Origin of the sequence: Roseibium sp. MMSF_3247 (assembly GCF_030733765.1) — a bacterium.
In the GTDB taxonomy this organism is placed as follows: domain Bacteria; phylum Pseudomonadota; class Alphaproteobacteria; order Rhizobiales; family Stappiaceae; genus Roseibium.
The window spans coordinates 652,930-670,504 of record NZ_JASHII010000001.1 but is presented as its reverse complement, the minus strand read 5'-3'; the positions used below and the strand labels follow the sequence as shown (position 1 = coordinate 670,504).

The following is a 17,575-nucleotide window of genomic DNA, read 5'->3' as shown; positions in this document are numbered from 1 at the left end:
AGCCCCCACCCCACGAAGAACTAAGACACAAAAAGTCCACCGGACAGCAAATGCCGTCCGGTGGTTGTCTTCGGTTACTGTCCGCTTTTCACAGAGGTCCAGGACCGTGTCACAACGCGGTTTACCTTCGGCGGGTACGACGTCACGGTGTAGAGGTTTTCGACAGCCTCTGCCGGCGGATAAATCGCCGGATCGCCGATGACATCGTCATTCAGCATTTCTTGAGAGGCTTTGTTGCCGTTTGCGTAATAGACGTAGTTCGAGGCCTTCGCCATCACGTCAGGGCGCATGATGTAGTTCAAGAATTCATGCGCTTCCTCTTTGTTTTTTGCATCTGCCGGGATCGCCATCTGGTCGAACCACATCAGTGCGCCTTCTTTCGGAATGGCGTATTCCACGGTTACGCCATTGTCGGCCTCTGCTGCACGGTCACGGGCCTGCAGAACGTCGCCAGACCAACCGACGGCCAGGCAGATGTCACCATTTGCAAGCGCGTTGATGTACTCCGAGGAATGGAACTTTTGGACGTAGGGCCGGACCGATTTCAAAAGCTCGGTCGCTTTTTCAATTTCGCCGGTGTCCTTGCTGTCCGGGTCCAGTCCAAGATAGTTCAGTGCAGCCGGGAACAATTCGGTCGGCGCATCAAGAACATGGATACCGCATTCTTGGAGTTTTGCGGCATTTTCCGGCTTGAACAACAGGTCCCAGCTGTCAACCGGTGCGTCTTCGCCAAGTGCAGCCTTTACCTTCTCGACATTATATCCAAGGCCGGTTGTGCCCCACATGTAGTTGATAGAATAGGCGTTGTCCGGGTCGTATTTGGCAACCCGCGCTTCGATATCTGACCACATGTTTCCGATATTGCTCAACTTGGATTTGTCGAGTTTGTCGAAGACGCCTGCCTGGATTTGGCGCGACAGGAACGTGCCGGTCGGGACCACAACGTCATACCCGGTACCACCGGCCAGAAGCTTGGTCTCAAGCACTTCGTTGGAGTCAAACACGTCATAGACGACGTTGATGCCGGTTTCCTTGGTGAAGTCTTCCAGAATCGACTCATCAATATAGTCGGACCAGTTGTAGACATTGACCGTGCGATCTTGAGCCAATGCCGCCCCACCCAGCACACTGAGTGAAGTTACGGCGAGAAGCATAGTCTTGAGTTTCATATTCATGTTCCCCTGTTTTGTTTCGGAGGACGTTGACCGTCATCTTTTTGCAAACGGCAGTAACTGTTTGCGGTTCCCTTTGGTTTGACGCGAACTTTGCCACGCACGGTATTTTTGTCCAGAGTCGATTTTGGGCAAGCCTGCTTAGCTTATGTTCGTTTTCCGGTTTGCTTACAGATATGTCTGTCGTTCGAGTGAGGAAATTTCACGGCCGAACTCGTTCAATTCTTCCCGTTTGATTTCCGTCAGCACTTTGTGCATTTCAGGACCGACCGCCTTCTTCATCAATTTGGAAGCCTCAAACGCATCAATGGCTTCGTCCATCCAAGGCGTCAGGCGTTTTTTGCGCTTTTCATACGCATTGCCCGTTACTGCCGCTGGTGGATCTTTCTTCAGACGCAGCCCCTCCATCATGCCTGCAAGGATCCCGGTGAGAACCAGATATGGATTGGCATCCGCGCCTGCAATCCGGTGCTCCACGCGTGCGGCCTCTGGAGAAGAAGCGGGAACCCGTAGAGCCACAGAACGGTTGTCAAACCCCCAACAGATTGATGCCGGAGCGTAGGATCCCGGTTGCATGCGCCGGAACCCGTTGAATGTTGAAATGAAAAGCAACAGAGCTTCCGGCATAGTCTTCAACAAGCCATTGATCGCATATCCGAGCCTCTCGCGGCCATGTTCCGGATCTGCAAACAAGTTGCCGTTGTCATCTTCCATCGAGACATGAACATGCATGCCATTGCCGGGCCATTCCACAAACGGCTTGGCCATGAAGGACGCTTTAAGTTCATGTTTTCGAGCAACGCCAGCGACAAGGCGGCGAAGAAGCACAACATCATCGGCAGCCAAAAGTGGATTGTTCCGGTGATGCAAGTTCAATTCAAACTGTCCAGGTGCGGCCTCTGACACGGCAGCGTCTGCCGGGATACCTTGCGCTTCGCACGCCTTGCGCAGGTCATCAACAACAGGCAGCAACGCTTCCAGGTCGGACAGCGCATACATGTTTTGCCGCGCCGGACCGAGATGGGTCGAGAACAGGGGCTTCGGCTGCTCGGTCCAGTCCCCGTCACTTTCCTCGAAAAGGTAAAACTCCAGTTCAAAGGCACATGTGGCTGTGACGCCAAACTCTTCCTTCATCTGAGCCACGGTGTTTTCAAGCACATGACGCGGGTCAGCGAGGAAAGGTTCACCATCGCGGTCGTACATCGACAACAGCACCTGAGCGGTCTTCCGATCCGCCCATGGTACGAGCTTTAGAGATTCTGGAATGGGCCAGCAAACACCATCCTTGTCGCCAGTTTCCAGGTGCATACCTGTCGCCTCGACTTCCCGGCCCCACACGTCCAGCCCAAACAGAGAATAGGGAAACGCGACACCGCCTTCGAAGACTTTCGCCAGCGCTTTTCCGGGCAGCCATTTTCCGCGTAGAACCCCGTTCGTATCCGGCAGAACTACTTCGAGTGTATCCAAGTCTGGATGTTCTTCCAAAAAGGCTTCGAAAGCCGACTTCCAACCGGGCTCCGCCGGATGTTCCAGAATCTGGTGAGGAAGCTCGTTCATTTACGTCCTGTGTTTCTGCTGGCCTTGTTGGTTCTTTGGACCGCCAGCTTATGATTGCGATATCGAAAAAAATGTGATCACTTTCTAGATAGACTGTCAAGACAATCGCGATGAAATCGCAAATCCAACATAGAAGGATATCACTATTGCCAGTCCGGCGCTCCGCACTCAATGCAGGTCCTGAGAAGACCCAAACGACCGCTTCAGCGCGCAGCGCAACTCGGGATCAAGTGGATGTTGCTGTGCGGTCTGGCCTGCTGACCGGACGGTTTATTCCCGGAAAGGCGGTAACGCTGCGGGGTCTTGCAGCAGAGCTCGGGGTCAGCCCGATGCCGGTGCGCGAGGTCCTTCAACGGCTGGCTGCTGAAAACGCTCTGGAAGTCAAACCCAATGGGCGCATCCAGGTTCCGGACATGACGCCAGAACGGTTTGACGAGGTGTTGATGGCCCGTCTCCTGCTCGAGCCGGAACTGGCCGTCCGCGCCATGCCCCACCTAGGTTCCGACGACATTGAGGAACTGAGGCGCATTGATGACGACATTGACGTGCGGCTGAGTTCCGGCGATGCGGAAGCCTATATGCGGCTGAACCACGCCTTTCATTTCCATATCTACCGAGCGTCCGGCTCCCGTGTTTTGTTGCCGCTGATCGATAGTCTCTGGCTCCAGTTCGCCCCCTTCATGCGCACCGTCTACGGGCGGGTTGGCACGGTGAATTTGATCGACCAGCACAAGGCCGCCATTCATGCGATCGAGAGGCAAGACGCCCCAGCATTGAGAGAAGCGATCACGGCAGACATCGCTGATGGCATGGGCCTCCTTGGCCGGGAAATTCTCCAAGGCGAAGAGCCCAGTTGATCCCGGCTCAACCTTGTGTCATTTTGTGATCACAAAATAGTCGTGACGGCATTTGGATAGACATTGAACAGCAGCTATCTCGTGATTTTCACGGCTGTTCGGTTCCGCCGATCACGGACAAGAATCTCTGGAGCCTCGCGTGACTGATACCCCACCTGCCAATTCGACCCCGCCCAAGGATGAAAGTCTCCGCGGTGTTTCAAACGTTGATGCCGCGCGGGATTGGCTCAACCATCGGAACATTCAGGATATCGAGTGTATCGTTCCGGACCTGGCGGGCGTTGCCCGAGGCAAGATGATGCCGACGGAAAAATTCTTTTCCGGCCCTGTCATGACCATGCCTGCCTCGATCTTCGCGCAGACGATCTCCGGCGACTATCCGGAGGACGACGAGCGCTTCCAGCACAACCCGACTGACGGCGACCTCTATTTCCGGGCCGATTATTCGACTCTGACAACAGTCCCTTGGGAAAGCGATCCGACGGCACAGCTCATTCACGATGCCTACACGCGGGAAGGTGCGCCCGTGGAGACGGCGCCGCGAAATGTCCTCAAGCGCATTCTGAAACTTTATGCAGACAAAGGCTGGCAGCCGGTTGTCGCCCCCGAGATCGAATTCTATTTGGTTCGTCCCAACACCGATCCCGACTATCCGCTGGAACCGCCGACAGGCCGCTCCGGCCGTCCTGAGGTCGGCCGTCAGTCCTATTCGATTTCGGCCCTCAACGAATTCGACGACTTGATCGACGACATCTATGACCTGTCCGAACAGCAGGGGCTGGAAATCGACACGATGATCCATGAGGAGGGTGCGGCGCAGATGGAAATCAATCTGCGTCACGGCAATCCTCTGGAGCTTGCAGATCAGGTCTTCCTGTTTAAGCGCACCATCCGTGAAGCCGCGCTGCGGCATGAGATGTATGCGACCTTCATGTCGAAACCGATGTCGAACCAGCCCGGGTCCGCGATGCACATCCACCAATCGGTGATCGACAAGGAAACCGGCCAAAACATTTTCGCCGGCGAAAACGGCATGGAAACCGAAGCGTTCCTCTCGTTCATTGCCGGACACCAAGTGTATCTGCCGCAGGTGACACCAATCATGGCACCGTTCGTTAATTCCTACCGCCGGTTCTCAAAGACCTCGACCTCGCCGGTCAACGTGTATTGGGGCTATGACAACCGGACGGTCGGCCTACGCGTGCCTTATTCAAGCCCGGATGCGCGGCGCCTGGAAAATCGCATCCCCGGCTCTGACGCAAACCCTTACCTTGCAATCGCGGCATCTCTGGCCTGCGGCTATCTCGGGATTGTCAAAGGTCTGAAACCCGACGCTCCGCGCATGGATGATTGCACCGAGCTTACCAAGTCCCTGCCGCGCGGTTTGCCGGAAGCCCTTACCTTGTTCGAAAATTCTGAGGACATGATCGAGGTTTTCGGAGAGAAGTTCGTCGCGACTTACCGCGCCATCAAATACGAAGAATTCGAAACCTTCATGTCGGTAATCAGCCCGTGGGAGCGGGAATACCTGCTGCTGAACGTGTGATTGGCCTTCTTCCGGAGCATCCTTTAATGACTGCCCATTCCAACATCTATCCGACCAAGGCGCTTCAGGAACTGGACGCCGCACACCATTGGCACCCGTTTTCGGACATGAAATCGCTTAATGCCGAAGGCAGCCGGGTGATCACCAGCGCAGATGGTGTCTGGTTGACGGATTCCAACGGCAACAAGATCCTCGATGGCATGGCAGGTCTTTGGTGCGTGCAGGTCGGACACGGCCGCTCGGAAATTACCGAAGCTGTGACCAAACAGATGAACGAGCTGGCCTATTACAACACGTTCTTCAAAACGACCCACCCACCTGCAATCGCTTTGTCGGAAAAACTCGCCAAGCTTGCGCCCGATCACATCAACACCGTGTTCTATTGCTCGTCCGGCTCGGAAGCGAACGACACTGTGTTCCGCATGGTGCGCACCTATTGGGACAAGATGGGCAAGCCGGACAAAAAGGTGATCATCGGCCGATGGAACGGCTATCACGGTTCGACCCTCGCTGGCACAAGCCTTGGCGGTATGAAAGCAATGCACGCACAAGGGGACCTGCCCGTTTCAGGTGTTCATCACATCGACCAGCCCTACTGGTTCGGTGAAGGTCAGGACATGAGCCCCGAAGACTTCGGCGTTCATGTGGCCCGCAAACTTGAGGAAGCCATCGATCAAATTGGCGAGGACAGGGTCGCGGCCTTCATTGCAGAACCCATCCAGGGTGCGGGCGGCGTTATTATCCCGCCGGAAACCTACTGGCCTGAGATCAAGCGCATCCTTGAGGAACGCGACATTCTGTTTGTGTCGGATGAGGTCATTTGCGGCTTCGGCCGTTTGGGCGAATGGTTCGGATCCTCCTACTACGGCGTAAAGCCTGATCTGATGCCGATCGCCAAAGGTCTGACGTCAGGCTATTTGCCGATGGGTGGTGTTCTGGTTTCTGACCGCGTCGTCGAAGGGTTGATGCTGGCCGGTGATGACTTCAACCACGGCTACACCTATTCCGGACATCCGGTCTGCGCTGCAGCTGCGCTCGCAAATTTGGACATCATTGAACGCGAAGGACTGGTGGACCGGGTGAAGACTGATATTGGTCCGTACCTCAAGGAACGATGGCTGAAACTCGGCGAGCATGAACTTGTTGGTGAAGCCCGCATGACGGGTTTGGTTGGCGCTCTGGAATTGGTCCCGGACAAAAAGAACCCGACCAAGAAGTTCTCAGATGTCGGTGTGCCCGGCACGCTGTGCCGCGATGTTTCGTTTGAACATGGGATGGTGATGCGCGCCGTTCGCGACAGCATGATCATTTCACCGCCTTTGGTGCTGTCTCACGAAGAGGCAGATCATCTAGTCGCGACTGCGGAAAAAACACTGAACGATACCTATCGCATCTTAAAGCGCGATGGGTGGATAGGCTGACACCATCGGGCAGGCTTTAGGAAGCTGAAGCCTGCCCTTCGATCCAATCCCTGAACTGGCGCATCGCCAGTGTTTCATTGCGGGACTTCAACCAGGTCAGCCAATAGCGGCCAAGCGATACGGTTTGCGGGAATGGCTGTTTCAGCCGCTCCGTCTCCAACTCCTCCCGAAACATCGTCACAGGTACGAGCGCAACACCTGCGCCTTTCGCGGCTGCAGCAGCCATTGTGACTGATGAATCAAACATCCAACCTCTAATGCTCGGCGGTTCCACATTTACCGCCTCAAACCACCGGCTCCATTCATCCAACCTATACGACCGCAAGAGCGGAACAGCCTTTAGGTCAGCGGGTGCCTTCAGCGCTTCCGCCATTGAAGGTGCGCAAACCGGAGACAAAGGCGAATTGATCAACTGAACTGCATTGGTGCTGTGCCAGGCCCCATCTCCAAACCGGATAAAGTAGTCGAGGCCATCTTCAAGAAAATCGGCCCGGTTGTTGTTGGTCTTCAGCCGCACATCGACATCGGGATAAGCCAGCGAAAATTTAGTAAGCCGATCAATCAGCCAGCCATAAGCGAAAGTAGAAACGGCACCGATCGTGAGCACCTCTTGAAAATTGCCATGTTCAAAGCGGCTAAGCGTTGCACTCATTCGGCCAAAGGTATCGCTCAGAACTGGTAGAAGTGTCTGGCCTTCATCTGTCAGCACGACGCCACGTGGCAATCTGTCAAACAGCGAAACACCCAGAATTGCCTCAAGCGACTTTACCTGATGGCTGACGGCGGTCTGGGATACCCGCAGTTCCATGCCCGCCTTTGTGAAACTTCCAAGGCGAGCAGACGCTTCAAACGCCCGAAGAGCGTTCAACGGCAATTGCGAAATATTCATGAAGGCCTATCCAAGGCTAAGTTTTTCTCATGCCTAACCAGAGAAACCATCATTTGTCGATCCCTTGAGCTGCAATCATATTCCTCTTCACCGATCGGCATCGCTTCAGAACCGCGGCTGGAGCGCCCATCATTGAAAACGAATGGACACTTCTCATGACGTTTCCCAAAGCGCTCACGTTGGGCGCAGCCGCTTTGTTTCTGGCTCTTCAAGGATCAGCGTATTCCGGTGGACCAGAGTTCGATCCGGCGCCACTTTCCAAAGCCGCCAAGGCGATCGAAAGCCGTTTGAACACACGCATTGGCGTTGCCGTCTTCGATCCGGCCAGCGGGCTGAACTGGAACTATAATGGCGACGATCGGTTCCCGATGAACAGCACCATGAAGGCCTTTGCCTGCGCGGCACTGCTGGACCGGGTCGACAAAAAGCAGAGCAGTCTCGATCAACGCACCATAATCACCAGTGATATGATCGTCTCTTATTCGCCGGTCACCGAAAAACATATCAACACAGCGGATATGACTCTCGCCGATCACTGCGAGGCCACCATCACGATCAGCGACAACACATCTGCGAATATCATTCTGGAGGAACTTGGCGGTCCAATCGGGGTGACGACCTACATGCGCTCCATCGGCGATGACGTCACCCGCCTGGACCGCTATGAGCCGAGCTTGAACGAAGGAACTCCGGGAGATCCACGCGATACCACCACACCAGTGGCTGCAGCGCAGTCTCTCTACAAGGTTCTGTTTTCGGATGAGTTGAGTGCATCGTCCCGCAAACACCTGATGCAATGGTTAGAGGCGAACAAGGTCGGTGATGCAACGCTTCGTGCAGGCCTGCCGCATGACTGGCGCATCGGAGACAAGACAGGTGCCGGAGCCTATGGTTCCCGCGGCAACATTGCGATCATCTGGCCGCCCAACCACACGCCCGTCGCTCTTGCCGTTTATGTCACCGAAAATGAGGCAGAGTTCCAAGCCCGGAACAAGGCCATAGCCGAGATTGGCGCGGCCTTTAAGACGAGCTTTGAATAAATAAAAAGACCGGGGCAGCAGCGCTGACCCGGTCTTTTTTTATCAGTGCTCAATGTTTGCGCCGCTATTCTGCTGCGATGGCTACATCCCGGTGCGAGCGGCGGGCCCAGGGCCGGGTGCCTTCCGGGATTTCTTCGATCGAGCCGAAAGCCGGTTGCAGGTACTTGGTAACTTCCGGCCACTCTCCAGCTTTCAGAGCTTTCAGAACTTCCGGCTTGGAAATCTCAAAGCTTGAGACACCACAGCGACGCGCGAGCGGCACCTGATCCAGAATGTAGCTGCCAACTGCACGGATATCGCCCTGATAGTTCAGGTGCTCCCGCAGGTCGCGGGCCGTCGAGAATCCACGGCCATCGGCGAAACTCGGAAAAGCCACAGCGACATACGCAAATTTGCGCAAATGTTCCGCAGCAAGTCCGACTTTTTCCCCGGCCTCGACCAGCAACGCCGTTTTCCCGGCGCGACTCAGGTACGCTTCCGGCGCTTCAAGGAACAGCGACACCGGGACCAGCAAATCCCCGTCCGCAGCCGGACCGGTTTCACTGTCTGCCCTGACCCAGGTTTCCTCGACGAATTCACCGTCTTTGTAGATCGTTGCCATTTCTAAGCGTCCTCAAACTCTCTCAGCGATGCAGCTCAAATGCCGCTGCCGTCAATTTCCTTGCCATGGGTCGGCCAATGAATGCCGCACTCAGTCTTGTCTTGTCCGCGCCAACGGCCCGCGCGCGGATCTTCGCCCGGCGCCACCTTGCTTGTGCAGGGCAAGCAACCGATGGACGGATAGCCTTCGGCGACAAGCGGGTGCGGCGGCAGGTCGTGCCTCTTTGCATAGTCCAGGATGTCAGCCGCAGACCAGTCGGCGAGCGGATTGATCTTGACCCGCCCGGCGTCGATTTCGAAAAAATCCAACTCAGACCGTGTCGAGCTCTGATGGCGTTTCCGGCCCGAAATCCAGGCTTCAAAACCATGCAATGCGCGCTCGAGCGGCACGACCTTGCGAATGTGACAACACGCATCTGTATCGCTCATCCAGAGCATGCCGGCTGGGTCTTTTTCGGCAAGGTCATCCTTGGATGGCTTGAACGTGCGCACATCGGTGAGGCCAAGCTTGGCAATCAACTCATCCCGGTAAAGGATTGTCGCCGGAAACAGCTTCACCGTATCGACGAACAATACCGGCGTGGATGGATCCACCTGCGAAACCATGTGCAAGAGCACCGCAGAATCTGCCCCAAAGCTGGACACCATGGCGATTTCCCCGGCGAATTGGTGCCGTATGGAAGCCTGAAGGATGTCCTGCGCAACGGCATCCTCGAACTGGGCGTTCAGCGCGGCAATTTCCGCCTGAAGCCCGAGTTCCGGATCAACACCGAGGCTGAACGTCTCATGCAGCGCCATAAAGGGCCTCCTTAAACGGCGCCTCCCCGACCCGGCGGTACGCATCCAGGAAGGTTTCGTCCTTGCCGGACCGAAGTCCAAGATAGGTGTCGACCAGTGTCTCAATCGCGTCGACGACTTCTTCAGAGGAGAACCCGCGCCCGACGATTTCGCCGATCGATGCGTTTTCGTTGGCCGAACCGCCCAGCGTCACCTGGTAGAACTCTTCGCCTTTTTTCTCCAGGCCAAGAATTCCGATGTGACCGACGTGGTGGTGCCCACAGGCGTTGATGCAGCCGGAGATCTTGATCTTCAGCTCACCGATTTCGGCTTGGCGCTCAGCTGTGCCGAAGCGTTCGGATATCCGTTGAGCCACAGGGATTGAGCGTGCCGTTGCAAGCGCGCAGTAATCCATGCCCGGGCAGGCAATGATGTCGGTAATCAGCCCGGCGTTGCCTTCGGCAATGTCCGCTGCGACCAACTGGTCGAACAGAGCCGGAAGGTCATCCAGTTTCACATGCGGCAGGATTACGTTCTGCTCATGGGAAATCCGGATTTCATCCTGTCCATACCGTTCGGCAAGATCCGCAATCACATCCATCTGCGCATCGGATGCATCGCCCGGGATACCGCCGATCGGCTTCATAGACAGGGTCACGGATGTGTAGCCCGGTACGCGGTGCGGATTGAGATTGTGGGCAAGAAACTGTGCAAAAGCGGCGTCCGTCTCACGGCGCACTTCAACCTTGGCCGAGATGTCTGACCCGACCTCGAGCGGAGGAGGCGCAAAGTAAGCTTCTATCCGCCGCACTTCTTCGTCCGGCAGACGAAGAACACCGTAGCGGATCTTCTCAAATTCGCCTTCGATATCCGCCTTCAGGTCTTCCAGGCCGGTTTCATGCACAAGGATCTTGATCCGCGCCTTGTACTTGTTGTCCCGGCGGCCGTAGCGGTTGTAAACGCGCAGGATTGCCTCGGAATAGGCAAGCAGGTCTTCTTCCGGAAGGAAGTCGCGGACCTTGCGGCCGATCATCGGTGTCCGGCCGAGACCACCGCCAACAAACACCTCAAAGCCGATCTCACCAGCCTCATTGCGGGTCAACTGCAGACCGATGTCATGCACCTGCACGGCCGCGCGGTCATTCGGTGCGCCGGTAATCGCGATCTTGAACTTGCGCGGCAGGAACGAAAACTCCGGATGGAGCGAGGACCACTGACGCAAGATCTCCGCATAGGGACGTGGATCCGCAATTTCGTCGGCTGCAGCGCCGGCAAAATGGTCAGCGGTCACGTTGCGGATGCAGTTCCCGGAGGTTTGGATGGCGTGCATCTCCACTTCCGCCAGCTCTTCGAGGATCTTCGGAGTGTCCTCGAGCTTCGGCCAGTTGAACTGGATGTTTTGCCGCGTCGTGAAGTGGCCATAGCCCTTGTCATAGGTCCGAGCAATATGCGCCAGCTTGCGCATCTGCCGACCGTTCAGCGTGCCATATGGAATGGCAACACGCAGCATGTAGGCATGAAGCTGCAGGTAAAGGCCGTTCATCAGGCGCAGCGGCTTGAACTCGTCCTCGGACAATTCACCGGCCATGCGGCGGCGGACCTGGTCCTTGAACTGTTCGGTGCGCTGGTTGACGAAACTCGCGTCAAATTCATCGTAACGGTACATGTGTCTCTCCTGCCGGGCGCTGCTCGATCTGGCGCTGCCCGCCGCGTGTGCTCATGTCAGGCGGAAACGGCCTGAGCCTGTTTTCCAAAATGGGGATGGGTGGTCGGACCTTTCGCTCGGATGCGTTCGCGCAGCCGTACGGGAACAATGACGTCGTCCTCGACGGTCACATCCATCTCGTAAACGCCGACGACCTTCTGGTCTTTTTCTGCGGCCGCACCGATGGAAAGGCCTTCGGCGACCGCATCCTTGCCGTCGAAGATCCGGGCCAGGGTCACGCGCTCAACCCAAGCGTCGTTTTCTCCGAGCCAAACGACATCGCCATTCAAAAGGCGATTGGCTGTGATGACTTTCATAAACTTCTCTCCTCAAGCCGCGGCAACAGCGCGCACGAGCTGCGGCGCCAGCGGTTCGGCCTGTTCAAGGGCGGCATGGCCGACGGCCTCGCCAATAACGATCAAAACCGGGCCATCGATCTCAGGGCGGTTTGACAGGACCGCAAGCTCTGACAGATCACCGGCAAACTGACGTTCATCGGGATGCGCCGCATTCTCGATGACCGCGACGGGGGTGGATGGGGTCATGCCGGCGCCGATGAGGCGGTCCGCGACGGACGCGGCAACGGTCCGCCCCATGTAGACAGCAACGGTTGCGCCCTTCAGTGCCAGACCTGCCCAATCAGGCAGTGTCTCCGACTTCGCATTATGGCCTGTGGCAAAAACCAGGTTGGAGGCCACACCGCGCAACGTCAGCGGGATCTGCGCCGAGGCTGCGGCGGCAAAGGCTGCTGTCACACCGGGAACGATTTCAAAGCGGATCCCGCCGGCACGGAGCGCCTCCATTTCTTCTGCCGCCCGGCCAAAGATCATCGGATCCCCGGCTTTCAGACGGACAACCTTGAGGCCTTCCGATCCGAGCTTTACCAGCAAATCGCAGATTTCGGATTGCGGAACGGAGTGAGCGCCCTTGCGCTTGCCGACGGAAATGCGTTCCGCATCCCGGCGCCCCATGGCCACCACATCGGCCGGGACCAAGGCATCATGGACAATGACGTCGGCTTCCTGCAGGAGGCGTTGAGCCCGAAGCGTGAGAAGATCCTCAGCTCCAGGCCCGGCACCCACCAGCCACACAAACCCCGGCTCATCGGCCATGCTGTTCAACAAGCGCTGCGCTTCGGCACGCGCAACATCTGCCTTACCCGCATAAAGATTGGTTGCGACTGAGCCGGAGAAAAACCGGGCCCAAAAATTCCGTCGCAGGTTGCCGTCGGAGATGACTTTTGACGCCGCATCACGGAAACTCTCGGCGAGCCTTGCAAGCGCGCCGGTTGATCGCGGCAGCATGCCTTCGATCCGCGCGCGGATATGGCGCGCCAGAACCGGTCCGACGCCGGTAGATGTGATCGCCACGGCAATCGGCGCCCGGTTGACGAGTGCGCCAGTGTAAAAATCGCAAATCTCAGGCTTATCGACCGCGTTCGCCGGTACGCCCATGATCCGGGCCGCCTCAATGACCGCCTTGTCCAGATCCCAGTCTTCGCTTGCGGAGAAAACCATGGCGGCATCAGTCAGATGTCTTGGCTTGAAGTCTTCGGCGATATGGGTCGCGGAGAACAAATCGACGGCGGATTGCAGTTCGTGATCTATGTCCTGTCCGACCACAACGATTTCCGCATTGGTTTCGCCCAGAAGGCGCACCTTGGCAGCAGCTTCACCGCCATGTCCGACAACGACAACACGCCTACCCGCGACCTTCATGAATGCCGGGAAGACATCCAGCCGGTCTTCCGGCTTCTTGCGTGCTTTTTCAGTCTGTGATCTGCGGCTTGCCATCAGCAAGGGTCTCCAATCCCAATTTGATGACCTGAATGTAAGCGGTGGCGGAGAGAAGTGCCGGGTACGGGATTTCAAAGCCGGAAGAGATAGCGGAAAAGATTTTCCTGATTTGCCGCTTCGGCGATGCATGCGTTCATTTGCTGGTCCCTACACGCCGATCGCGGCGAGGGCCTCTCCTAACCACAGAAAGCTCGACTGCCTTTCAAATCCAACGGACACCCGATCCAATGTGACAAACGGAAATTCCAAAGTCAGGGCTAGGAATTGACACCCGTTTCGGGCTAACAAATGAGTCGAAAAAACGAGTCATAGGGTCAAGTGAGGCTGCCAGTTTCAGCCCGCCGCACTTGCCGGTTTTCTTCTCCCAAGACCAACCAATCGCCAATCTGTGAGTCAAATCATGCGCTTTTCGCTTTCGCTTACCGCGGCCTTCACCGTCATGTTTCTTCAAGGAACCCCAGTCCATGCCCAGCAGGCTGAACAGGGTGAACTTTGGCAAACAAGATGTGCCGGTGCCTCGCGGTCCGCAGAGGCGTTGACGTGCGAGGCCAGCCAGAGCCTTCGCGTGAAGGAAAGCGGTCAGCTTCTGTTCAAGGTAGATATCATCTATCCGGGGAACAACGCCGCGCCAGTCTTCCAGATGCAGGCTCCGCTCGGGTTTTACCTACCTGGAAAGGTGAAACTAACCGTTGATGGCACACAGATTGGCGACATGACCATCAGCACATGCGATCAACGTGGCTGCTATATCAGCGCCCCGGCAACCGATGCCATGATTGAAGCGATGAAGGCCGGAGCGCAGCTGCAAATCGACTTTGCCGCTTCAGCCAACCAGCGCCAGAAGATCGACGTTCCGCTGACCGGCTTCAGCCGCGCCATGGCGGCCATTCAGTAACGGCGACGGATTGCGCCCGAGCGCCGGATTTTTCCGGCTCTTGGGCGGTTGGACAGCCACTCAGTCCACTATGACTGCAGAGCCTTCCCGGCGGCGATCACCAATGCCTTCAAACTCACCGTTTGCAGTTTTTTGAACCGCATGCACGCCGCCGAAGAACATGTTTGGTTCCGCCCAAATGCGGTGATCTGAAAACGCGTCGATCAGGTCTTCCAGTTGACGCTGTTCCAATCCAGCTTCGACATCCAGGTGACCGTTCTCAACATGAAGACGTGGCATTTGGACAGCTTGCGGCAGGGTCGCGCCACCAAAACTCAGCCGTGCCACGGCCTGGAAAACTGCCGATCTGATGCGGCTGGAGCCGCCAGAGCCCAGCGCAATCAATCGCCCATCCGGCGTCTCCACAAGAGTCGGGCACATCATGGAAGCTGGGCGGGTATTCACCGGCCACCCAACGGACCCTCCAGGGTTCACATCCTCCTCGCCCAGGATGTTGTTCAGCATGAAACCGAACCCGTTGACGACCTCGCCACATCCGGTCCCGTTGGAAACCGTGACTGAACACGCATTGCCGTCAGCATCGACAGCCGAAATATGTGTGGTTCCGTTCTGACGCAAAGGGTGCTTCAAGAGTGCGCTGAGATCACCCCGCGCTGAGACGCGCGCTTCATCTGCAGCGTTCAACGCAGTTGCCAGGGACACCGGCGTACAGTCTTCAAGATGTTGAAATGCATATTGGATCAAAGTGCCGCTGGCAGCTGGAAGCGGGTTTAAAAACACGCGTGCTTCGCCCACGTCCAAAGCGAGCGGTTCCCGCTCTTCAACCTTGTAAGCCGATAGATCTGCCTCGGAAAGATGTCCGTTGGCCGCCTGCTCTTCCAGCAGCGCTTCAGCTATTTTGCTGTCGCGCCAGCTGGCTCGGCCTAGAACACGGAACGTCTCTGCAAGCCCGGGATTGACGAAGGTTTCGCCTACACTTTGAAGCTGACCTACCGGCGCGAACAAGGCGCGGGAGGCTTCTGTTGCCATAAGGATAGGCGCAACAACGGTGAACAGATACGATTGATATCCGGTGAGTTTGAAGCCGGAAGAGGCCGCCTCAATAGCCGGTGCAAAATGCTCTTTATGCGTGAGGCGCGCGCCTCGTTTTGAAAGAGCATCCAGCCCATCCAAAAATCCGGGCGTGGCCACGGAGGCCGGACCAATATGGAAGATCTGTTTGGTCGGTCCGAAATCAGCCTCGATCGTCTGAAATCCATCCTCAGCGTTACCGCGCTTTTCAAGCGGCGTTTGCGTGAAGAAATCGAGGAGCTGTGTTTTTCCCGTGTTCCCGTCCCGGATCATGGCAAAACCGCCGCCACCAGGAGACGCAAGAACCGGTTCGCAAACACAGGCCATGGCCAAAGCGGCTATGGCGGCATCAACGGCACTTCCGCCTTCGCGCAGCATCTCTGCGCCAGCTTCCGCTGTGAGGGTATGACCCGCGGCAACCGCGCCTTTTAGTGGTTTTCTCATGTGTTGGTCAAATCATGCGTTCAAGGGCGACGCAAGGGGGCCTTCGGCTAAAGCATGGCGGGGTATGCGCCTAGTAGAAACAAAACAAGCCGGCGCTTGGCCGGCTTGTTCGGTCCAACAAAAATGTCCGGCTTATTTCATAAACTGAAGGATCGAGACATAGTTGGCGACAGCTGCGCCGCCCATGTTGAAGATACCGCCGAGTTCCGCGTTTTTCACTTGGATATCGCCAGCCGTCCCGGTCAGCTGCATGGCCGTCAGAACATGCATGGAAACGCCCGTAGCGCCAATCGGGTGGCCTTTGGCCTTCAGACCGCCGGACGGGTTGACCGGCAATTTGCCGTCCATTTCGGTCCAGCCCTCAAGAACAGCGCGTGAGCCTTCGCCCTCTTTGGTCAGGCCCATCGCCTCGTATTCGATCAACTCGGCAATGGTGAAGCAGTCGTGGGTCTCGACAAATGAAAGATCGTCAATCGCAAGGTTTGCGTCTCCGAGTGCTTGCCCCCAGGCCTTTGAACAACCTTCGAATTTCAGGATGTCGCGCTTCGACATCGGCAGGAAGTCCTGCACATGGGCGAGACCGCGGAAGGCAACGGCCTTTTTCATGCCGAGCGCTGTTGCCGGATCTGTCAGGACCATGGCTGCAGCGCCATCTGAGACGAGCGAACAATCGGTCCGCTTTAGCGGGCCTGCCACAAACGGGTTTTTCTCGCTCTCATCCCGGCAGAACTCATAGCCCAAATCCTTGCGCATCTGCGCATAAGGATTACCCACACCGTTCTTGTGGTTCTTGGAAGCAATCTTTGCCAAAGCATCGGACTGATCGCCGTATTTCTGAAAGTAGGAATCCGCGATCTTGCCAAAAACTCCCGCAAATCCTGCCGGTGTGTCGCCATCCTCTTTCAAGTATGACGCCTTCAGAAGGTTTTTGCCGATTTCCGGCCCCGGCGTAGTCGTCATTTGCTCCACACCGACAATGAGCACAAATCGCGCGGCACCGGACGACACCGCGCGGACGCCCTGATGGACAGCGGCAGAACCGGTTGCGCAGGCGTTTTCAACCCGTGTTGCCGGGGTGAAACGGAGCGCGGGATTGGCCTGCAAGACAAGAGCAGCGGTGAAATCCTGCGCCGAAAACCCGGCATTGAAGTGACCAAGAACAATCTCGTCGACATCCTCAGGAGAAATGCCCGCATCGTGAATGGCGTCCGTCGCCGCTTTCACGATCATGCTTTCAACTGTTTCGTCAGAGTGTTTCCCGAAAGGCAGATGCGCCCATCCAACCATTGCAGCAGTCATGACATTTCCTCCAAACCCGAAAGCTCTGCGCGGTCATGCTGCACAATTCGTGTTCCGAACTGCACTAACAAGGTGACCGAGCCTTTCAATTTGGCCATACACTCCCAGCTTCGATGTTGCTTTGCAAGAAGAAATTGACCTAAACGTCATTCAGATTATTTTTCATTATTTATTTCATATATTTATTTTAAATCAAAATCCCGATACGGAGCGTTTGAGTTTACTTTGCCTGTAGGATGCGAAAGCCGCATCTGTCGGGTCATTTGTTTGTCACAGAAGTTGGGTACCTAGTGCCTTGTTCAGAACAAATGACTGTTTTGGTCCTTTTTTGATTTGATTTTTGGCCCCGCCTTGCGGGGCTATTTTTTTTGCGGCCACGAATGTGTTGCCCTTACACTTCCAGTTTTCAGATGCAACGTTTTGAAAGAACAGGCCTTGTTGCCTCTTCAAAATCCATTCGGGCACAGCTAAAACAGCGCGCCGGATGTGTTCCGGATAGCAGGCGC

The 17,575-nt window shown here is 56.4% G+C and carries 15 protein-coding genes; 5 read left to right on the top strand and 10 right to left on the bottom strand.

Features of this window, described 5'->3' with window-relative positions:
• Positions 1-74 precede the first annotated feature (74 nt).
• Positions 75-1,154, bottom strand: a complete 1,080-nt coding sequence (locus RBB44_RS02970) for a polyamine ABC transporter substrate-binding protein (protein WP_371932323.1) — start codon at positions 1,152-1,154, stop codon at positions 75-77.
• Between the two features lie 186 nt (positions 1,155-1,340).
• Complete coding sequence (locus tag RBB44_RS02965; RefSeq protein ID WP_133948556.1) at positions 1,341-2,729, bottom strand: glutamine synthetase family protein; 1,389 nt, start codon at positions 2,727-2,729, stop codon at positions 1,341-1,343.
• Between the two features lie 146 nt (positions 2,730-2,875).
• Between RBB44_RS02965 and RBB44_RS02960 the strand changes: the two genes are divergently transcribed.
• The 3 genes from RBB44_RS02960 (at position 2,876) to RBB44_RS02950 (ending at position 6,553) form a co-directional block, all read left to right on the top strand.
• Positions 2,876-3,586, top strand: a complete 711-nt coding sequence (locus RBB44_RS02960; RefSeq protein WP_371932313.1) for a GntR family transcriptional regulator — start codon at positions 2,876-2,878, stop codon at positions 3,584-3,586.
• A 139-nt stretch (positions 3,587-3,725) separates the two neighbouring features.
• On the top strand, positions 3,726-5,132 hold the full coding sequence (locus RBB44_RS02955; protein WP_306149807.1) for a glutamine synthetase family protein: 1,407 nt from the start codon (positions 3,726-3,728) through the stop codon (positions 5,130-5,132).
• Between the two features lie 26 nt (positions 5,133-5,158).
• Positions 5,159-6,553, top strand: a complete 1,395-nt coding sequence (locus RBB44_RS02950) for an aspartate aminotransferase family protein (RefSeq protein WP_306149806.1) — start codon at positions 5,159-5,161, stop codon at positions 6,551-6,553.
• Between the two features lie 16 nt (positions 6,554-6,569).
• Here the strand turns inward: RBB44_RS02950 and RBB44_RS02945 are convergent, their stop codons facing one another.
• Positions 6,570-7,442 carry a LysR family transcriptional regulator gene (locus tag RBB44_RS02945; RefSeq protein ID WP_306149805.1) on the bottom strand — a complete coding sequence of 291 codons (873 nt, stop codon included), beginning with the start codon at positions 7,440-7,442 and terminating at the stop codon, positions 6,570-6,572.
• Between the two features lie 155 nt (positions 7,443-7,597).
• Between RBB44_RS02945 and bla the strand changes: the two genes are divergently transcribed.
• A complete protein-coding gene (gene bla, locus RBB44_RS02940; protein WP_306149804.1) occupies positions 7,598-8,482 on the top strand; it encodes a class A beta-lactamase in 885 nt (294 codons plus the stop codon).
• Between the two features lie 64 nt (positions 8,483-8,546).
• Here bla and RBB44_RS02935 read toward each other — a convergent pair whose 3' ends face one another.
• From RBB44_RS02935 to cysG, 5 genes are read right to left on the bottom strand one after another with little or no spacing between them, the layout of a single operon-like run.
• On the bottom strand, positions 8,547-9,083 hold the full coding sequence (locus RBB44_RS02935) for a DUF934 domain-containing protein (RefSeq protein WP_306149803.1): 537 nt from the start codon (positions 9,081-9,083) through the stop codon (positions 8,547-8,549).
• A gap of 35 nt (positions 9,084-9,118) precedes the next feature.
• Positions 9,119-9,880: a phosphoadenylyl-sulfate reductase gene (locus RBB44_RS02930; protein WP_306149802.1), complete on the bottom strand. Its 762-nt coding sequence runs from the start codon at positions 9,878-9,880 to the stop codon at positions 9,119-9,121.
• Complete coding sequence (locus RBB44_RS02925) at positions 9,867-11,525, bottom strand: nitrite/sulfite reductase (RefSeq protein WP_133948574.1); 1,659 nt, start codon at positions 11,523-11,525, stop codon at positions 9,867-9,869. Before RBB44_RS02925 ends, RBB44_RS02930 begins: the two co-directional genes overlap by 14 nt.
• A gap of 56 nt (positions 11,526-11,581) precedes the next feature.
• A complete protein-coding gene (locus tag RBB44_RS02920) occupies positions 11,582-11,881 on the bottom strand; it encodes a DUF2849 domain-containing protein (RefSeq protein WP_306149801.1) in 300 nt (99 codons plus the stop codon).
• Positions 11,882-11,893: 12 nt separating this feature from the next.
• On the bottom strand, positions 11,894-13,357 hold the full coding sequence (gene cysG, locus RBB44_RS02915) for a siroheme synthase CysG (RefSeq protein ID WP_306149800.1): 1,464 nt from the start codon (positions 13,355-13,357) through the stop codon (positions 11,894-11,896).
• 403 nt (positions 13,358-13,760) lie between these two features.
• On the opposite strand from cysG, the gene RBB44_RS02910 reads away from it, so the two are divergent.
• Positions 13,761-14,255: an invasion associated locus B family protein gene (locus RBB44_RS02910; protein WP_306149799.1), complete on the top strand. Its 495-nt coding sequence runs from the start codon at positions 13,761-13,763 to the stop codon at positions 14,253-14,255.
• Between the two features lie 60 nt (positions 14,256-14,315).
• On the opposite strand, the gene RBB44_RS02905 is transcribed toward RBB44_RS02910, so the two are convergent.
• Positions 14,316-15,770, bottom strand: coding sequence for a gamma-glutamyltransferase (locus RBB44_RS02905; protein WP_306149798.1), 1,455 nt, complete (start codon positions 15,768-15,770; stop codon positions 14,316-14,318).
• A gap of 132 nt (positions 15,771-15,902) precedes the next feature.
• The gene (locus RBB44_RS02900) at positions 15,903-17,069 is read right to left on the bottom strand and encodes an acetyl-CoA acetyltransferase (protein WP_306149797.1); all 1,167 of its coding nucleotides are present in this window, start codon (positions 17,067-17,069) and stop codon (positions 15,903-15,905) included.
• Positions 17,070-17,575: the final 506 nt, after the last annotated feature.